The sequence below is a fragment of the Sulfitobacter sp. SK025 genome (genome assembly GCF_003352105.1).
Lineage (GTDB): Bacteria > Pseudomonadota > Alphaproteobacteria > Rhodobacterales > Rhodobacteraceae > Sulfitobacter > Sulfitobacter pontiacus.
The window spans coordinates 2727761-2743928 of the sequence record NZ_CP025808.1 but is presented as its reverse complement, the minus strand read 5'-3'; the positions used below and the strand labels follow the sequence as shown (position 1 = coordinate 2743928).

Sequence of the window (16168 nt, the reverse complement as noted above, 5' to 3'; positions counted from 1 at the left end):
CGCTGAAAATGGCAGACACAATGCAATTCGACCTCGTTTCGCCCGAGCGGCGGCTGGCCTCGATGCAGGTGACGGCCGTTCAGATTCCGGGTGCGGATGGGGACATGACAGCCATGCCTGATCATGCCCCCACCATCACCACGCTGCGCCCCGGTGTGCTGCGTGTTGAAGGCCCGGAAGGCACTGCTGAGTATGTGGTAACCGGCGGCTTTGCCGAGATCTCTTCCGAAGGCGTATCGGTTCTGGCCGAACGCGCGGTGTCCAAGGGTGATATGACCCAAGAGCATCTGGACGAAATGATCGCCGAAGCCAAAGCCATGTACACAACGGCAAAAGAGGGTTTCGTGAATGAACCTGGCCCCGTAGACGACGCAGCCAAGCTGCTGTCCGACATGGTCGCCATGGGGGACGAAATCGGCTTGTCGAGCAAGCAACCCAGCCTCTGACGTTTCCTTGCCCGTTTTGATGGAAAGGCCCTGCATCCGCGGGGCCTTTTCTATTTGTTAACCTTAACTTATGGTTGTCAGATTGTAGCGGTAGGACGAGTTGGGGCAGGCCATCACGATGAAAAGAATGAACGCAAGCAGCGTTGGTATCGATAGCGGAGAGACGGTGTTGTTCTCCGACTTTCAGGATGGTGGCGAGATGTGGACGGGCAAGGGGCAGCGCGAGCGGCGCAACCATATCACCTTTTCCACGCCATACCGCGATATCCCCACGGTACACGCCTCGCTTGCGCTGTGGGACGTGGATAACGCCACGGTCATGCGCGCGGATCTGCGATCAGAGAATGTGACGACGGAAGGTTTTGAACTGGTGTTCCGCACCTGGGGCGATACGCGTATCGCGCGCGTCAGGGCGTCTTGGATGGCCATCGGGCCGTTGCCGCAGCAAGACGACTGGGAGCTTTAAGCAGCGCCCCCAGCCGTTGTTTCAGGGGCGCTTAGCCGGGTTTGTACATACCGTCGTAGATCGGCTCTAGCGTATCGGCGTCGAACAGGGACGAGACCGAAGTGCCGTTCCAGATGTTCAGGATCGCCTGCGCAAAGATCGGCGCTGTAGGCACGATCCGGATGTTTGTAGCTTGCTTGACGGCGGGCGTCGGCGCGATGCTGTCCGTGATGACCAGCGATTTCATCACCGAATTGCTAACGCGTTCGACCGCAGGGCCGGACATAACGCCGTGGCTGATGTAGGAGTGGACTTCCTTCGCACCGTTTTCCATCAGCACTTCGGCCGCTTTGCACAGGGTGCCGGCGGTGTCACAGATGTCGTCCACGATCAGGCAGACTTTGTCGGTCACATCGCCGATCACTGTCATCTCTGCAATCTCGCCGGGCTTTTCGCGGCGCTTGTCCACGATGGCGAGGGGGGAGTTGATGCGCTTCGCCAGTTCGCGTGCGCGGGCCACGCCGCCCACATCCGGAGAGATAACCATCAGCTCGTCCATGCGGCCCTTGAATTCGTTCTGGATGTCCAGCGCGAAAACGGGGGAGGCATAGAGGTTGTCGACTGGGATATCGAAGAAACCTTGGATCTGAGCGGCGTGCAGGTCCATCGTCAGGATACGCTCGATGCCGCTGCCGACCATCATGTTCGCGACCATCTTGGCGGTGATCGGCGTGCGTGCCTTGGTGCGGCGGTCCTGACGGGCATAGCCGAAATAGGGCAGAACAGCCGTGACACGCGCCGCAGAGGACCGGCGCAGCGCGTCGGCCATGACCAGCAATTCCATCAGGTTGTCATTGGCGGGGTTCGACGTTGGCTGGATGATGAACATATCCTCGCCGCGGACGTTTTCGTAAACCTCCACAAAGATTTCGCCGTCATTGAACCGTTCGACCCGTGCGTCGACCAGCCCTACGTTGACCCCCCGATGCAGCGACATCCGCCGTGCGATGGCTTTGGCCAACGGCATGTTCGCGTTACCTGAGATCAGTTTGGGTTCGGTGGTTTGAGCCATGTGCAAAGGGTCCCTGGATGCAGAACATGTGACAGAATCGTGACGTTGACACCGCTTAGCATGGCCTTACGGTCTGGCAAAGCTGCACAGCCCTGATCGGAGACCCCAAATGCCCCATATCGACTATTTTTTTGCGACACTTTCACCATATGCCTATCTGGCGGGAAACCGGCTTGAGGAAATCGCCGCCAAACACGGGGCGACGATCACCTATAAACCTTTCGATCTGATTACCGCTTTCGGGCGCACGGGCGGGCAGCCTCCAAAAGATCGACATCCGTCGCGGCAAGAGTATCGCGCGATTGAACTGCCGCGTCAGGCCAAGAAGCTGGGCATGCCGTTCAACCTCAAACCCGCGCATTGGCCCACCAACGGCGCGCCGTCTTCGTACGCCATTATCGCAGCGCAGAACGAAGGCGGCGACGTAGGCAAGCTGTGCCAGCTGATCATGAAAGCCGTCTGGGCCGAGGAACGCGATATTGCCGAAGATGCGGTCGTGCGCGACTGTCTTGAAAAAGCGGGCTTTGACCCCGCGCTGGCCGATAAAGGCTTGCTGCAAGGGGCTGATACCTACGCGCGCAATCTGGAAGAGGCGGTCGAAAAGGGCGTCTTTGGCGCGCCATTCTATATTCTGGACGACGCCCACAAGTTCTGGGGTCAGGACCGGCTTGAAGATCTTGACCTTGTGATGGCAGGTAAACTGTGAGTTCAGGTTTATATACACGGCAATTCGGGCATGGTCCGCGGCACGCGCTGGCTGTTCACTGCACGCTTGCCCATTCCGGCGCGTGGCGCGGCGTGGGCGAGGCGTTAGCGGATGAGCTGACGCTGCTCTGTCCCGATCTGCCCTCCCACGGGAAATCCGCCGATTGGGACGGGCAGGGGGATCTCCATGCCCGGGCGACCGATCTGGTGCGGGAGCTGGTGACCGAACCGATTGATATTATCGGCCATTCTTTTGGCGCGACGATCGGCTTGCGGATTGCCATCGAGAACCCCGAACTGGTGCGCAGCCTGACGATGATTGAACCGGTCTATTTTGCGGCGGCTCTGGCTGACGATCCGGCACGGGTGGCAGCCGCGGATCGCAACTCCGGCGGGTTCGATGCGGCTTTTGACGCGGGCGACCGGATGGAGGCCGCGCGCATCTTCAACACCGGCTGGGGCGATGGCAGCGGATGGGAACAGACGCCGGAAAAGCTGCGCCAGTATATGGCTGACCGAATCCATTATGTGCCCGCTAGCCAGCCGTTCTTGCGGGACGATAATGCCGGGCTGCTAGAGCCGGGCAAGTTCGCCCGCGCCGCGATGCCGGTACTGTTGATGGACGGGGGCACATCGGCGGATATGGTAGATGCGATCAGCACGTCCATCGCCCGCCGTTTGCCCAATGCGACACGCAAGGCGATCGAAGGGGCGGGGCACATGGCCCCGATCACGCACCCGCAGGCCGTCGCCGCTGAAATCCGCAGCTTTCTCGAAACGGTATAGCCGTCAGAAATACGATAGGAACTGGTCGATCGCCTCTGTGCCGATCGACCAGTCACAGACCAGCCGCGCCGATAAAGGCTCATTCGGGTCGTCGCCCTCTAACGGGCCATCCATGACATAGTATTTCGCCCCCGCATCATGCAGCTTCTGGTGGATGCGGCGGGGCCATTTGGCAAAGATCATATTGGCGTCGGGTTTATGCAGCAACGTTGCCCCTGCGGCGCGCAAACCATCCGCCAGATGGCGTGCGTTGTCATTGGCCCGGGCGGCGGACGTCTTCCACAAATCATCCTGCATATAGCCCGCCATCTGCGCAGACAGGAACCGGTGTTTGGAAAACAGATGCGCCCCGCGTTTGCGCCGCAGCTCGAACTCCCAAGCCTTGGCGGGGTCGAAGAAAACCACCGCCTCGACACCCATGCAACCGTTCTTGGTGCCGCCAAAGCTGACGACATCGACGCCCGCTCTCCACGTCATCTCTGCCGGGGTGCAGCCCAGGGCAACCAGCGCATTGGCAAAGCGCGCCCCGTCCAGATGCACGGGCAGGTCATAGCTTTTGGCAACAGCGGTGAGGGCGTTCAGCTCTTCCAGCGAGTGGACCGAGCCCCGTTCGGTCACCTGGGTGATCGACACCGGCCCGCGCTGCGCGCCATGTACATTGCCCTCGGGGTGTTTCTCGATCGCCTTTGTCAGCGCCTCTGGCGTCATCTTGTCGTCGGTTTCAACCACGGTCAGCTTTGCGGCACCGGCATAGAACTCGGGCGCGTTACATTCGTCTTCGTGGATATGCGAGGTGACGGAGCAAAAGATCGTCTGCCACGGCTGGGTGTAGCACGCCAGCGCGAGCGCATTGGCAGCGGTGCCGGTTGCGACCAGATAGACCGCGGCCTCGGGTGCCTCGAACGCGGTGCGGATCGCGTCGCGGACTTCGTCCATGATGGGATCATTGCCATAGGGCATCGCGTGTCCGGTGTTTGCCTGAGCCAGACGGTTCATGATCTGGGGGTGAACAGGGCCCGCGTTGTCAGAGGCAAAAAACATCAGGTTGGCTCCTCGATGATGTGGTCTTCCCATTCCTCGAACGGGGTGTCGAATTCCGAGACGGTGTTATTCTGCACCGAGATTCCCGCGCGGTGCACGCTATCAGGGTCACCGCTGATCAGCGGGTGCCAGTCGTACAGCGGCTTGCCCTGCCACAGCAGCCGATAGGCGCAGGTTAGCGGCATCCAATAGGCGTGGGTATCCAGATTTTCGGGCTTCAGAACGATGCAGTCGGGCACGAATTGGTGCCGGTTCTCGTAGTGGCTACACCGGCAGGTCGCATCATCCAGCAGGCGGCAGGCCACGCGGGTCAGGGCGACTTCTTCGGTTTCTTCGTCTTCAAGCTTGTTCAGACAGCATTTTCCGCAACCGTCACACAGCGCTTCCCATTCGTCTTGCGACATCTTGGTGAGCGGCTTCTTTTCCCAGAACCGTTTGGCAAGACCTTTGGCGGCAATCGGATCGGTCATAGCGCGGCCAGAATGCTGCGGGCCTGCGCGCTGTCGGCATCCATCTGGGTGATCAAGGCGTCAAGATTGTCGAATTTTTCCTCGCCGCGCAGGTGGTCGACCAGCGCGACCGAGACATGCTTGCCGTAGAGATCGCCTTTGAAGTCGAAGATGAATGTCTCGAGGTTGGCCTTGTTCTCGCCGAACATCGGGCGCACGCCAAGGCTGGCAACGCCGTGGTAGCGCCCTGCCTGCGGCCCTTCAAGCACATCGACAAGCACCGCATAGACACCAAAGGCCGGCGGGTGCAGCCCGTCGATCGACATATTCGCCGTCGGGTAGCCCAGTTCGCGCCCGCGCTTTTCACCGTGCAGGATCGGGCCTTCAACACGGTGCCAATGGCCCAGCATCGCGGCGGCATCGCGGGGGCGTGCCTCTGTCAGCGCGTTGCGGATCGCAGTCGAAGACACGGTATCGGGGCCCTTCGCCATCAGCGGCGCGATGGTCACGCCGAACCCCATCTCGGCACCGAAGGCCTGCAGCTGTTCAGCGGTGCCCGCGCGCGCCTTGCCAAAGCGGAAGTCCGCACCCACGACCACATGGCGCAGGCCCAGACCATCAACGATCACCTCCTGCGCAAAGGCGCGGGGGCTGAGGCCGGACAGAGCGGCATCGAACCCCAGCTCATACAGCTTGTCGACGCCGATCTTTTGCAACTGGTGCGCGCGCGCCTCTGCGCCCATCAGGCGGAAGGGCGGGGCGTCGGGGGCGAAATATTCACGGGGGTGTGGCTCGAATGTGACCACGCCCAAGGGCGCGTCGGGCAGGGCGGCACGGGCCATGTCGATGACCGACCGATGCCCCAGATGCACCCCGTCGAAATTGCCAATAGCGGCGGTCGCCCCCTGATCGGAAGCGGATACAAATTGATAGTCGCGAATGATTTCCATGCGCTTGGTGGTAGCCCCCTCTGCCGGTGCTGACAAGCAGCGGGGCGGGTCACGGTACCGAAAAACCGCAGCGTTGTGGGACGGGCGCTGGCGGGAGGGCTATCGTCAGTCGAACTTGCGTGAGGGGGCCAGAACGGTTGCTTCGCCAATCAGGACCTTTTTGCCCTCAATCGCACAGTGGCAATCCAGTTTCACACGGCGCTTGTCGAATTCGATATTGGTGACCTTCACCTCGGCATAGACCAGATCGCCGGGGCGCACGGGGGCCAGAAACTTGAGCGACTGCGCCATGTAGACGGTGCCATGCCCCGGCAACTGCTCTCCGATCACGGCAGAGATCAGGCCCGCAGTCAGCATGCCGTGGGCGATCCGCCCCTCAAAGATGGTGTCCTGCGCATAGGCGTCGTCCAGATGTACCGGATTGCGATCAGTGGACACTTGCGCGAACATCTCGATGTCTTCGTCGGTGATGACCTTGCGCAGATAGCGCGTCATGCCGATTTCGATATCTTCAATACAGATCGTTCCACGGGGCAGATTATCCAACATGCCAGCCCTTTCAGTAATAAAGTGACGCCAGTTTTATCCAGTGTGAAACTTAATTACTTTGCAAGCGCAGAAACGCAAGGAAAAAGTAGGTCAGCGTAGGTGTCCAATTGTATAGGTCGGAGCGGATGTTTCCTTTTCCAAATAACGGATTAGCGCCTCGGGATCGGGCTGGGTCTGCGTTTCGGTTTCCCGCGCGGCCAGACCGCCAGAGATGAAAAGCGAATCGATATCCTCTCCCATGGCCCCTTTGACATCGGTATGGATGCCGTCGCCGATGGCGAGAATGCCATTGTCGGTGATGTCCTTGTCCAACGCGTAGAGCTTGCGGCGGGCCAGATCATAAATCGGCGGATGCGGCTTGCCGAAATACAGGCTTTCCCCGCCCATCTCGGTATAAAGCGCCGCGACAGCACCGGCGCACCATTCGCGCACATCGCCACGGTCCACCACGATATCAGGGTTCGCGCAAAGCAGCTTGAGCCCCTTTTGCTTGGCATAAAGAAGTTGCGGGCGCAGCACGGAGGGGTCTTCGGACGGATCGAAGGGGCCGGTGCAAACGATGCCCTCGGCGTCTTCCAGATCAACCCGCTGGATATCGACAGGATCATCAAGCACGTCGCTGGGATCAAAGAAGTGCTTGTCCGTGGGCGGGCCAAGGTGCCAGACCTGCGTGCCCACCATGCCGCGATACATCGCCGTGCGCGCAGAATCGCCCGAGGTGGCGATATCGTCCCACGCATCATCCGGTACGCCGAAATGCGCCAGTTGTTTGATCACGCCGTCGCGGGGGCGGGGGGAGTTTGTGACAAGCACCACCTTGCCGCCGCCGTTGCGATAGGCTTGCAGCGCGGTGACCGCATCTGGCAGTGCCTTGACCCCGTCGTGAACGCAGCCCCAAAGGTCGACGAACAAGGCGTCATAGCGGTCAGAGATTTCGAAAAGGTTATTGATAATCTGGGTCATGGGCCGCTTTCCAATCTGCAAGAGCTTTGCACCGCAGAAAGCACACATCCCCCCGCGGGGCAACTGGGCAGCGCAACAGGTCCGCGCCGTGATGCGCGTCAGAGCCGCGCCAAACCGTCCGCGATTTCGCCCGCGATGGCGGCGGCATCCACCCCCTCACGTTCCGCCGAGACGCGCAGCCCCAGCACATCGGACTGGTAGCGCCGCGCCAGACTGCGCGGATCGTGATCAGCGCTGATGTCACCGGCGGCTTGGGCTTGGGAAAACAGCTCTGCGAACATCTGCTCCATCTTCAGCAGATGGGCGTTTGCCTTTTGCGCCAGCGGATGACGGTGGGCTTGCAGTTCAAGCAGGGTTTTCGACAGCATGCAGGCTTTGGCCGGTGCGGTGTCATTCGAAATCACCATGCAGGGGAATTTTTGTAGCGCGGGCAGGGGGCCTTCGTCGCGGGCAAGGGTCTTCATCCGCTCTGACCCGTCGGCGGCGTAGCGATCCAGCGCCAGTTCGAACAGCGCATCCTTTGACCCGAACGCTGCATAAAAGCTGCCCGGCTTCATCTTGAGGCTCGCCTCCAGATCCTTCAGCGACGTGCCCGCCCAACCGCGTTGCCAGAACAGATCGCGGGCGCGTTCGATCAGATCTTCACGGTCATAGCTGGGTTTGCGGGGCATGGGATCACCTTTTCTTGAATGATTGCTCAATTATATACTTGAGTGATCGCTCAATAAACCCTAAATGTACTTTAGCGAAACATTTACAGGAGCTTTTCCATGTCCTTCCCCTCTCACGATCTTGATACCGCACCCGAAGCCTCCAAGCCGCTGCTTGAGCAGTCGCAAAAAGCCTTTGGCCGTCTGCCCGGTTTGCACAAGGTTCTGGCCGAAAGCCCACAGGCTTACGAAGGCTATCAGGTGCTGCACAAGCTGTTCACCGAAACCGATTTTGATGCGGAAGAGCTGACTGTTGTCTGGCAGGCGATCAACGTCGAGAACGAATGCCACTACTGCGTCCCCGCGCATACAGGTATCGCCAAGATGATGAAGGTATCGGACGAAATCTCTGACGCGCTGCGCAACGAAACCGCGCTGCCGACACCCAAGCTGGAAGCGCTGCGCACCTTTACCGTCCAGATGTTCCGCCAGCGTGGCAACGTGTCTGACGATCAGATGAAAGCGTTCTTCGACGCGGGCTATGGCCACCGTGCGGTGTTGGATGTGATCCTTGGGATGGCGCAGAAAACCATGTCTAACTACGTGAACCACGTCGCGCAGACGCCCGTCGACGACGTGTTCAAGCCGCTGGCATGGGAGCGCGGCGATACCCCTTTGAAGGTATAAGCCCCTCGCGCTTCGGCGCGGCGTTGAAATGAAAAAAGCCCCCCTGATCTCAGGGGGGCTTTTGCGTTTGTGCCCCCGCCAAGCAAGGGGCCAGTTAGGTCCGTTTAGACTTTGATGTTCGGGATGATCTGCTTTTTACGGCTCATCACACCGGGCAGGACAACGCTGTCACCGGTGACGGTCGCGCCAAAGCTTTTCTCTGCCACAGACTTGGTAAAGTCGTTGGGGATCAGCATGGTGGCTTCTTCGTTCAGGATGTCGACAACGAAGAGCAACACCTGATCGGCCCCGTCTTCTGTGGCAACGCCGGGCATTGCAGCCATCAGCGCGTCTTTGCGGTTCAGCACGGCTGCGGGCGATGTGGTTTCCAGAACGGAGACGCGGAATTTCTTGCCGTCGACTTCGTATTCTTTCGAATCCATGCGCAGCAGCTCTGCTTCGGAGAAGGACGAGACGTCGGATTTCGCCGCAAACATCTGCGCCGCATATTCAGCGATGTCGACACCCAGATCCTTGGCCAGCGCGTGGGCGATGGCGGTGTCTTCTTGCGTTGTGGTCGGGCTGCGGAATTCCAGCGTGTCGGACAGGATGCAGGTCAGCATCGCGCCTTTGATATTAGTCGGCATCTGCGCCATGTCATCACCGATCATCTTGTACATGATCGTCGCGGTGCAGGCGAGCGTCTCCATCACGATGTTGACGGGGCCTTTGGTTTCAAGCCCGCCCACCAGACGGTGGTGGTCGATGATGGCGGTGATGTCCGCGTCATTGATGCTGGCGGGCAGCTCGGCAGGGTTGTTGGTATCAACGATCACAACGGGCTGGTCGGCTTGCACGTCGTCGATGATCTGCGGCTTGTCCAGCTTCCAGTGGTCCAGCATGAACAGCGCTTCGGTGTTGGGCTCGCCCAGCAGGGCGGGAGCGGCGTCGACGCCTTTGATTTCATTCAGGTACCATGCCCAGATGATCGGGCTGCCGGTGCTGTCTGTGTCGGGGGATTTATGGCCAAAAACAAGCGTTGTCATAGGAATGTCCTGCAGTGGGAGAGTGTTGATTTGCGCGCCTTATATGGTCGGTTGGCGCAGTTGTCACCACCTGCCTGATCCGTGTGGCTTTGGGGTTCTCAGCAACGGGGCAAAGCTGGTAGCACTGCAGCCATGACAAACCCGCGCGAAACCGACCTTTACCCGCCGATCAAATCCTTTCTCGAGGATCAGGGCTATGTCGTGAAGTCAGAGGTGGGGGCTGCCGATGTCGTGGCCGTTCGCGGGGCAGAGCCGCCGGTGGTGGTAGAGCTGAAGCTGGGCTTTAGCCTCGCGCTGTTTCATCAATGTATCGCGCGTCTGTCGGTCAGCGATGATGTCTATCTGGCGGTCGCCCGTCAGCCGGGCAAACGTTTTGCCAAGGCGGTCAAGGACAACACGGCACTGGCGCGGCGTTTGGGGTTGGGGTTGATCACCGTGCGGCTGCAGGATGGTCTGGTCGAGGTGCATTGCGATCCGGGCCCTTATGCGCCGCGCAAAAACGCCAAGCGGCAGGCACGGCTGCTGCGTGAATTCGCACGGCGTCAGGGTGACCCGAATGACGGCGGGCAGACGCGGGCAGGGCTGGTCACCGCCTATCGGCAGGATGCGCTGAAGCTCGCGATGTACCTATTCGAGGCAGGGGCCAGCAAAGGTGCCCATGTCGCGCGCGAAACCCAGGTTCAGCGGGCAACCGCCATGATGCGCGACAATCACTACGGATGGTTTGAAAAGATCGAGACAGGCATATACGGCCTGACCCCGACAGGTGCCGAAGCCGTTTCCGCCGCGGGGCGGGTGCTCGGGTCGGACTAGCCTGCGCGGGCCACGGGGCAAGTTGGCTAAAATTTTTCAAATTACCGTGGTTGACTAGGGCCGTGCACATCCTTAGCTATCCCTCGTTAGCACTCGCAAGGGCTGAGTGCTAATGGCTGCACCCCTCGACCGGAGGGGCGGCTTGGGAGAATAACTTTGAGCCTTAAGGAGCTGAAAGATGGCATTTAAACCGCTGCATGACCGTGTGCTGGTGCGCCGCACCGAAAGCGAAGAAAAAACCAAGGGTGGCTTGATCATCCCTGATTCCGCAAAAGAAAAACCCTCCGAGGGTGAAGTTGTTTCTTGTGGCGAAGGCGCGCGCAAGGACAGCGGTGAGCTTATCGCAATGGCTGTAAAAGCCGGCGACAAGGTTCTGTTCGGCAAATGGTCCGGCACAGAAGTCACCCTGGACGGCGAAGAACTGCTGATGATGAAAGAAAGCGACATCATGGGGATCCTGTCCTGAGCTCAGGCAGACCGGGGCCTAGCGCCTCACCCAAGATACGCTGACATCAACCCAAGATTTTAGGAGAGACACTATGTCTGCTAAGGACGTAAAATTCGGGACCGACGCCCGTAACAAGATGCTTAAGGGTGTGAACATCCTTGCCGATGCCGTGAAAGTCACACTGGGCCCCAAAGGCCGTAACGTTGTGCTGGACAAATCCTTTGGCGCGCCTCGCATCACCAAAGACGGTGTATCCGTAGCGAAAGAAATCGAACTGGAAGACAAGTTCGAAAACATGGGCGCACAGATGGTCAAGGAAGTTGCTTCCCGGACCAACGACGAAGCGGGTGACGGTACAACAACCGCAACCGTTCTGGCCCAAGCCATCGTTAAAGAAGGCATGAAATCGGTTGCCGCTGGCATGAACCCGATGGACCTGAAGCGCGGCATCGACATGGCGACCACCACTGTCGTCGAAGCGATCAAAGCAGCAGCGCGCCCTGTCAACGACAGCGACGAAGTTGCCCAAGTCGGCACCATCTCTGCAAACGGCGAGAAAGAAATCGGCCGTCAGATCGCGGACGCGATGCAGAAAGTCGGCAACGAAGGTGTGATCACCGTCGAAGAGAACAAAGGCCTGGAAACAGAGACCGATGTTGTTGAAGGCATGCAGTTCGACCGCGGTTACCTGTCCCCTTACTTCGTCACCAACTCCGACAAGATGACTGTCGAGCTGGAAGACGCGATTATCCTGCTGCACGAGAAAAAACTGTCCTCGCTGCAGCCAATGGTTCCCCTGCTTGAGCAAGTGATCCAGTCGCAAAAACCACTGCTGATCATCTCGGAAGATGTTGAAGGCGAAGCGCTGGCAACTCTGGTTGTCAACAAACTGCGCGGCGGCCTGAAAATCGCAGCGGTCAAAGCACCTGGTTTCGGCGATCGCCGCAAAGCCATGCTGCAAGACCTTGCGATCCTGACAGGCGGTCAAGTGATCTCCGAAGATCTGGGCATGAAGCTCGAGTCCGTTACAATGGACATGCTGGGTTCGGCCAAGAAAGTCACCATCACCAAAGACGAAACAACAATCGTTGACGGCGCTGGCGAGAAGGCGGAGATTGAAGCACGTGTTGCTCAGATCCGTAACCAGATCGAAGAAACCACATCCGACTACGACAAAGAGAAGCTGCAAGAACGCGTTGCCAAACTGGCAGGCGGTGTTGCCGTGATCCGCGTTGGCGGCATGTCCGAAGTTGAAGTTAAAGAGCGCAAAGACCGCGTTGATGATGCCCTGAACGCGACACGTGCCGCTGTTCAAGAAGGTATCGTTGTTGGTGGTGGTGTTGCACTGGTTCAAGCGGGCAAAAAGCTCGAAGGGCTGACAGGCGACAACGCGGACCAGAACGTTGGTATCGGCATCGTCCGCAAGGCGCTCGAAGCGCCTCTGCGTCAGATCGCTGAGAACGCTGGTGTTGACGGTTCCGTAGTGGCCGGCAAAATCCGCGAAAGCGACGACCTGAAGTTCGGCTTCAACGCTCAGACCGAAGAATATGGCGACATGTTCAAATTCGGTGTTATCGACCCTGCTAAAGTTGTGCGTACAGCGCTGCAAGACGCGGCATCCGTTGCTGGTCTGCTGATCACAACCGAAGCCATGGTTGCCGACAAACCGTCGAAAGACGGCGGCGCAGCCGGCGGCATGCCCGACATGGGCGGCATGGGCGGCATGGGCGGCATGATGTAAATCACGCCGCGGGGGCGATCACGCCCTTGTGCTGACAGAATGAAGGGGCGCATCACCAGATGCGCCCCTTTTTCGTGGTACGTCGCGCGTCGGTAGCCTAAGCAGTCGCCATGCGTATCTTCTTGCTCACCGCCCTTGTGATGGTCGCCTTCGCGGCCAACTCTGTCCTGACCCGCTTTGCCATTGCCGGCGGGCATATTGACCCCACCGGATTTGCCGTTGTGCGGGTGTTGTCAGGGGCGGTGCTCTTGGCGCTGCTGGTCGTGCTGCGCGGCGGGCGGGTGCCCTTGCTGCGACGTCAACAGGGGCTGGGGGCGGTCACGCTGGCCATCTATATCATCGGTTTCTCGCTCGCCTATCTCACGCTGGACGCAGGGTTGGGCGCGCTGATCCTGTTCGGTGTGGTCCAGATCGCCATGTTCGCCCATGGTGCGCTGTTCGGCGTGACACCGACACCGCGCAAGCTGTTGGGGGCGGGGGTGGCCTTTGCCGGATTGGTGCTGGTGCTCTGGCCGTCGCAAGGCGTGGCGGTTGACCCATTGGGAGCCGTATTGATGATCGCCGCAGGGCTCGGCTGGGCCGCCTATACGATCATTGGCCGTGGTGCGTCCGACCCGCTGGCAGGCAGCGCGGGGAACTTTGTGATCTGTACGCCCTTGGTCGCTATCCTGCTGCTGGTGCAGCCGACATTCTACACCCCCACGGGCATTGCGCTTGGCGTGGTCTGCGGGGCCGTCACATCGGGCCTCGGATACGCGCTGTGGTATGCGGTGCTGCCAAGGCTGGCGCAGGCGACGGCGGCGGTGGTGCAACTGTCAGTGCCGGTCATCGCGATTCTTGCCGGTGCGCTTTTGCTGGCAGAGCCTTTGGGCGCAAAGGTGGTCATTGCCACCGCGCTGGTGCTTGGCGGAATCGGGCTGGCGGTCAGCGCACGATCGGCTCCAGCGGGTCGTAGCTGATCGGGTCGTTGCCAAAGGCGACCTGCGCCAGACTGTCCGGCTTGACCCGCAGACCGCGCATCTCGTCGGGGGTGACCCAGCGGCGGTCGGTCACGATCCTTTCGGCGTCCTGCCACGCGGGGTCCACATCGGCAGAGCCGGTCACCGTGCAGCGAAAGTAGATATCCACCTGATGGAAATCCCCCTCGGGGTCGTGGAATTCATTCACCAAGCAGGGCACCCCCACGGCGATCTGCAGGCCGGTTTCCTCAAACACCTCGCGGATCAGATTGTCGGGCAGGGCGCTGCCGCGTTCTACCCCGCCACCGGGCGCGCACATCAGGTCGCTTTTGCCGTCGGGATAGGCGTTGACCAGCAGCAAGCGGCCGTCATGGACCAACACGGCACGAACCGCCAAACGCGGGCTATTTTCCGCCATCTTACCCTCAATCTCGCGGCGCATGCGTCAAAGCATTTCACATGCGGCGTTTTCAGTCTATTTGACCCTAGCTATGAAAACACTGGTCACAATCACTTTCTCGCTTGGCGTGCTGTCGGGCATGGCACAGGCGCAAGCGTCGCTTTCCACAGCGGGAAAGGGGCGTTGCGTGGTGCTGTTGCACGGGCTCGCCCGGACAGAGACCTCCTTTGCCGTGATGGAGGCCGCGCTCGAAACCGAGGGCTACACCGTGGTGCGCCCCGGCTACCCGTCAACCACCGCCCCCGTCGAAGAGCTGACCCGCCGCACCTTGCCCGACGCAGTCGCGGCCTGCGGGACGCAAAAAGTTGATTTTGTGACCCATTCCATGGGCGGTATCCTTCTGCGGCAATGGGTTGCCGAAACAGGCGATGCGCGTATCGGCCGCGTCGTCATGCTGGCCCCGCCCAATCACGGCAGCGAGGTCGTGGACACGCTGGGTGATCTTGCCGCCTTTGACTGGATGAACGGTCCCGCAGGGGCGCAGATGGGGACGGGTGAAAACTCCCTCCCGCTGCGGTTGCCTCCGGTTACCTTTGATCTGGGCGTGATCGCGGGGACGCAATCGCTGAACCCCTATTTCTCGTCGCTGCTGCCGGGGCGCGATGATGGCAAAGTGTCCGTCCAATCCGCGCGGGTCGACGGGATGCGCGATTTCCTGATGCTGCCGGTGACACATACGTTCATGATGATGAACCCGACGGTGATTGCGCAGACGATGACCTATCTGGACACAGGGAAATTCGACCGGTCGCTGGGGTTTGTGGACGCGGTGCTTGATTCAATCGGCTGCCCCGATGGGGCCTGCTTGCCGGGACAAAAGGCTAGTGATGCTGAACGTTGAATTTACGGGGGCGCACGTCCTGGGCGCGGATGCGCTTGAACCCCGCCCGCTGGCGGTTGCGCAGGGGTTGATTACCGATGTGGCGCAAACCACGCGCGTTGATCTTGACGGTTACATGATCGTGCCGGGGATCGTCGATGTGCATGGGGACGGGTTCGAACGGCACCTCGCCCCCCGTCGCGGTGCGATGAAAACCATGCAAGAGGGGCTGGTCGCCGCCGAGGCAGAGCTGGCCGCCAATGGCATCACCACCGCCGTGCTGGCGCAGTTCATCAGCTGGGAAGGCGGCTTACGCGGCTATGAATTTGCCGAACAGGTCTTTGGCGCGATCCAGCAGGTGTCGGATACGTTGGTTACGGACCTGCGCGGACAGCTCCGGCTTGAGACGCATCTGCTGGACCTATACGCCGATCTGCCGCAGCGCATGCAGGACTGGGGGCTGTCCTATGTCGTGTTCAACGACCATCTGCCGCACGACCGGCTGGCGAAGGGGCAGGTGCCCAAACGCATGGTAGGGCAAGCGCTGAAGGCAGGGCGCAATCCGGACGACCATCTGAGGATGATGCAAGACCTGCACGCCCAAAGCGCGGATGTCCCCGGCGCGCTGGACTGGCTGTGCAAGGTGCTGGCGGCGCGGGGCATCCAGATGGGCAGCCACGATGATACCACCGCCGAAGGGCGCGCCTTATGGCGCAAGCGTGGCGTGCGCGTCGCCGAGTTCCCCGAAACGCAGGAGGCAGCCGAAGCCGCAGCGGCGGCGGGGGATCATGTGGTGCTGGGGTCGCCCAATGTGGTGCGCGGCGGGTCGCACAACGGCAATGTTTCCGCGCTTGACCTGATTTCGATGGGAATCGGCGGGGCGCTTGCCTCTGACTACCATTACCCGTCGCCACGACGCGCGGCCTTCATGCTGGCGGATAGTGGCGTATTGCCCTTGGCGCAGGCGTGGCACTTGGTATCGGCAGGGCCCGCGGCGGTGCTGGGGCTGTCGGATCGGGGCGTGATCGCCACCGGAAAGCGGGCTGATCTACTGGTGCTCGACGCGCAGACGCGCCGTGTGGCCCTGACGATGTCGGGCGGGCGCGTCAGCTATATGTCCGGTGATATTGCCGCGCGGTTCCTAGGCTAGGCCCGCGCG

Annotated in this window: 20 protein-coding genes; 11 read left to right on the top strand and 9 right to left on the bottom strand. The window is 60.4% G+C overall.

Going from position 1 to position 16168, the window contains the following annotated elements; genetic code table 11:
- Nucleotides 1-8 precede the first annotated feature (8 nt).
- Both C1J04_RS13340 and C1J04_RS13335 read left to right on the top strand, forming a co-directional pair.
- Nucleotides 9-446, top strand: coding sequence for a F0F1 ATP synthase subunit epsilon (locus tag C1J04_RS13340; protein ID WP_005849569.1), 438 nt, complete (start codon nucleotides 9-11; stop codon nucleotides 444-446).
- Nucleotides 447-573: 127 nt separating this feature from the next.
- Nucleotides 574-912, top strand: coding sequence for an H-type lectin domain-containing protein (locus C1J04_RS13335; RefSeq protein WP_009825205.1), 339 nt, complete (start codon nucleotides 574-576; stop codon nucleotides 910-912).
- A gap of 31 nt (nucleotides 913-943) precedes the next feature.
- On the opposite strand, the gene C1J04_RS13330 is transcribed toward C1J04_RS13335, so the two are convergent.
- On the bottom strand, nucleotides 944-1963 hold the full coding sequence (locus C1J04_RS13330) for a ribose-phosphate pyrophosphokinase (protein WP_005849565.1): 1020 nt from the start codon (nucleotides 1961-1963) through the stop codon (nucleotides 944-946).
- Between the two features lie 109 nt (nucleotides 1964-2072).
- On the opposite strand from C1J04_RS13330, the gene C1J04_RS13325 reads away from it, so the two are divergent.
- A complete protein-coding gene (locus tag C1J04_RS13325; protein ID WP_009825204.1) occupies nucleotides 2073-2669 on the top strand; it encodes a 2-hydroxychromene-2-carboxylate isomerase in 597 nt (198 codons plus the stop codon).
- Nucleotides 2666-3454 (top strand): alpha/beta fold hydrolase, encoded by a 789-nt coding sequence (locus C1J04_RS13320; RefSeq protein ID WP_037953868.1) that lies wholly within the window; start codon nucleotides 2666-2668, stop codon nucleotides 3452-3454. Before C1J04_RS13325 ends, C1J04_RS13320 begins: the two co-directional genes overlap by 4 nt.
- A gap of 3 nt (nucleotides 3455-3457) precedes the next feature.
- Here the strand turns inward: C1J04_RS13320 and C1J04_RS13315 are convergent, their stop codons facing one another.
- The 6 genes from C1J04_RS13315 to C1J04_RS13290 all read right to left on the bottom strand — a co-directional run bounded on the left by C1J04_RS13315 (nucleotide 3458) and on the right by C1J04_RS13290 (nucleotide 8077).
- Entirely contained in the window at nucleotides 3458-4495 is a 1038-nt protein-coding gene (locus C1J04_RS13315; protein ID WP_009825202.1) for a threonine aldolase family protein, read from the bottom strand.
- Nucleotides 4495-4965 carry a YcgN family cysteine cluster protein gene (locus C1J04_RS13310; protein WP_009825201.1) on the bottom strand — a complete coding sequence of 157 codons (471 nt, stop codon included), beginning with the start codon at nucleotides 4963-4965 and terminating at the stop codon, nucleotides 4495-4497. The genes C1J04_RS13315 and C1J04_RS13310 overlap by 1 nt, the downstream gene beginning before the upstream one ends.
- Nucleotides 4962-5894: a bifunctional riboflavin kinase/FAD synthetase gene (locus tag C1J04_RS13305; protein ID WP_009825200.1), complete on the bottom strand. Its 933-nt coding sequence runs from the start codon at nucleotides 5892-5894 to the stop codon at nucleotides 4962-4964. Before C1J04_RS13305 ends, C1J04_RS13310 begins: the two co-directional genes overlap by 4 nt.
- 105 nt (nucleotides 5895-5999) lie before the next feature.
- Nucleotides 6000-6443 carry a MaoC family dehydratase gene (locus tag C1J04_RS13300; RefSeq protein WP_009825199.1) on the bottom strand — a complete coding sequence of 148 codons (444 nt, stop codon included), beginning with the start codon at nucleotides 6441-6443 and terminating at the stop codon, nucleotides 6000-6002.
- Nucleotides 6444-6533: 90 nt separating this feature from the next.
- Complete coding sequence (locus C1J04_RS13295) at nucleotides 6534-7406, bottom strand: TIGR01459 family HAD-type hydrolase (RefSeq protein ID WP_009825198.1); 873 nt, start codon at nucleotides 7404-7406, stop codon at nucleotides 6534-6536.
- Nucleotides 7407-7504: 98 nt separating this feature from the next.
- Nucleotides 7505-8077, bottom strand: coding sequence for a TetR/AcrR family transcriptional regulator (locus C1J04_RS13290; protein ID WP_009825197.1), 573 nt, complete (start codon nucleotides 8075-8077; stop codon nucleotides 7505-7507).
- Between the two features lie 99 nt (nucleotides 8078-8176).
- Between C1J04_RS13290 and C1J04_RS13285 the strand changes: the two genes are divergently transcribed.
- Nucleotides 8177-8743 carry a carboxymuconolactone decarboxylase family protein gene (locus C1J04_RS13285; RefSeq protein WP_009825196.1) on the top strand — a complete coding sequence of 189 codons (567 nt, stop codon included), beginning with the start codon at nucleotides 8177-8179 and terminating at the stop codon, nucleotides 8741-8743.
- A 104-nt stretch (nucleotides 8744-8847) separates the two neighbouring features.
- Here the strand turns inward: C1J04_RS13285 and C1J04_RS13280 are convergent, their stop codons facing one another.
- Nucleotides 8848-9768: a manganese-dependent inorganic pyrophosphatase gene (locus C1J04_RS13280; protein ID WP_009825195.1), complete on the bottom strand. Its 921-nt coding sequence runs from the start codon at nucleotides 9766-9768 to the stop codon at nucleotides 8848-8850.
- Between the two features lie 132 nt (nucleotides 9769-9900).
- On the opposite strand from C1J04_RS13280, the gene C1J04_RS13275 reads away from it, so the two are divergent.
- The 4 genes from C1J04_RS13275 to C1J04_RS13260 all read left to right on the top strand — a co-directional run bounded on the left by C1J04_RS13275 (nucleotide 9901) and on the right by C1J04_RS13260 (nucleotide 13729).
- Nucleotides 9901-10581 carry a DUF2161 domain-containing phosphodiesterase gene (locus tag C1J04_RS13275; protein WP_009825194.1) on the top strand — a complete coding sequence of 227 codons (681 nt, stop codon included), beginning with the start codon at nucleotides 9901-9903 and terminating at the stop codon, nucleotides 10579-10581.
- Between the two features lie 178 nt (nucleotides 10582-10759).
- Nucleotides 10760-11047: a co-chaperone GroES gene (locus C1J04_RS13270; RefSeq protein WP_005849542.1), complete on the top strand. Its 288-nt coding sequence runs from the start codon at nucleotides 10760-10762 to the stop codon at nucleotides 11045-11047.
- 73 nt (nucleotides 11048-11120) lie between these two features.
- Nucleotides 11121-12770 carry a chaperonin GroEL gene (gene groL / locus C1J04_RS13265; RefSeq protein ID WP_005849541.1) on the top strand — a complete coding sequence of 550 codons (1650 nt, stop codon included), beginning with the start codon at nucleotides 11121-11123 and terminating at the stop codon, nucleotides 12768-12770.
- A 110-nt stretch (nucleotides 12771-12880) separates the two neighbouring features.
- Entirely contained in the window at nucleotides 12881-13729 is an 849-nt protein-coding gene (locus tag C1J04_RS13260) for a DMT family transporter (protein ID WP_009825193.1), read from the top strand.
- On the opposite strand, the gene C1J04_RS13255 is transcribed toward C1J04_RS13260, so the two are convergent.
- Complete coding sequence (locus C1J04_RS13255) at nucleotides 13695-14171, bottom strand: NUDIX domain-containing protein (protein ID WP_009825192.1); 477 nt, start codon at nucleotides 14169-14171, stop codon at nucleotides 13695-13697. The genes C1J04_RS13260 and C1J04_RS13255 overlap by 35 nt on opposite strands.
- Nucleotides 14172-14220: 49 nt before the next feature.
- On the opposite strand from C1J04_RS13255, the gene C1J04_RS13250 reads away from it, so the two are divergent.
- Entirely contained in the window at nucleotides 14221-15030 is an 810-nt protein-coding gene (locus tag C1J04_RS13250; protein WP_009825191.1) for an esterase/lipase family protein, read from the top strand.
- The gene (locus C1J04_RS13245) at nucleotides 15017-16159 is read left to right on the top strand and encodes an alpha-D-ribose 1-methylphosphonate 5-triphosphate diphosphatase (protein WP_009825190.1); all 1143 of its coding nucleotides are present in this window, start codon (nucleotides 15017-15019) and stop codon (nucleotides 16157-16159) included. Before C1J04_RS13250 ends, C1J04_RS13245 begins: the two co-directional genes overlap by 14 nt.
- Nucleotides 16160-16168: the final 9 nt, after the last annotated feature.

Excerpts from the sequence above, each read along its gene's own strand:
- C1J04_RS13325 (WP_009825204.1), top strand. The coding sequence starts at position 2,073 with ATGCCCCATATCGACTATTTTTTTGCGACACTTTCACCATATGCCTAT.
- C1J04_RS13300 (WP_009825199.1), bottom strand. The coding sequence starts at position 6,443 with ATGTTGGATAATCTGCCCCGTGGAACGATCTGTATTGAAGATATCGAA.
- C1J04_RS13305 (WP_009825200.1), bottom strand. The coding sequence starts at position 5,894 with ATGGAAATCATTCGCGACTATCAATTTGTATCCGCTTCCGATCAGGGG.
- C1J04_RS13255 (WP_009825192.1), bottom strand. The coding sequence starts at position 14,171 with ATGCGCCGCGAGATTGAGGGTAAGATGGCGGAAAATAGCCCGCGTTTG.
- C1J04_RS13295 (WP_009825198.1), bottom strand. The coding sequence starts at position 7,406 with ATGACCCAGATTATCAATAACCTTTTCGAAATCTCTGACCGCTATGAC.
- C1J04_RS13290 (WP_009825197.1), bottom strand. The coding sequence starts at position 8,077 with ATGCCCCGCAAACCCAGCTATGACCGTGAAGATCTGATCGAACGCGCC.
- C1J04_RS13285 (WP_009825196.1), top strand. The coding sequence starts at position 8,177 with ATGTCCTTCCCCTCTCACGATCTTGATACCGCACCCGAAGCCTCCAAG.
- C1J04_RS13330 (WP_005849565.1), bottom strand. The coding sequence starts at position 1,963 with ATGGCTCAAACCACCGAACCCAAACTGATCTCAGGTAACGCGAACATG.
- C1J04_RS13340 (WP_005849569.1), top strand. The coding sequence starts at position 9 with ATGGCAGACACAATGCAATTCGACCTCGTTTCGCCCGAGCGGCGGCTG.
- C1J04_RS13260 (WP_009825193.1), top strand. The coding sequence starts at position 12,881 with ATGCGTATCTTCTTGCTCACCGCCCTTGTGATGGTCGCCTTCGCGGCC.
- C1J04_RS13250 (WP_009825191.1), top strand. The coding sequence starts at position 14,221 with ATGAAAACACTGGTCACAATCACTTTCTCGCTTGGCGTGCTGTCGGGC.
- C1J04_RS13270 (WP_005849542.1), top strand. The coding sequence starts at position 10,760 with ATGGCATTTAAACCGCTGCATGACCGTGTGCTGGTGCGCCGCACCGAA.
- C1J04_RS13280 (WP_009825195.1), bottom strand. The coding sequence starts at position 9,768 with ATGACAACGCTTGTTTTTGGCCATAAATCCCCCGACACAGACAGCACC.
- C1J04_RS13315 (WP_009825202.1), bottom strand. The coding sequence starts at position 4,495 with ATGTTTTTTGCCTCTGACAACGCGGGCCCTGTTCACCCCCAGATCATG.
- C1J04_RS13310 (WP_009825201.1), bottom strand. The coding sequence starts at position 4,965 with ATGACCGATCCGATTGCCGCCAAAGGTCTTGCCAAACGGTTCTGGGAA.
- C1J04_RS13335 (WP_009825205.1), top strand. The coding sequence starts at position 574 with ATGAACGCAAGCAGCGTTGGTATCGATAGCGGAGAGACGGTGTTGTTC.
- C1J04_RS13275 (WP_009825194.1), top strand. The coding sequence starts at position 9,901 with ATGACAAACCCGCGCGAAACCGACCTTTACCCGCCGATCAAATCCTTT.
- C1J04_RS13245 (WP_009825190.1), top strand. The coding sequence starts at position 15,017 with ATGCTGAACGTTGAATTTACGGGGGCGCACGTCCTGGGCGCGGATGCG.
- groL (WP_005849541.1), top strand. The coding sequence starts at position 11,121 with ATGTCTGCTAAGGACGTAAAATTCGGGACCGACGCCCGTAACAAGATG.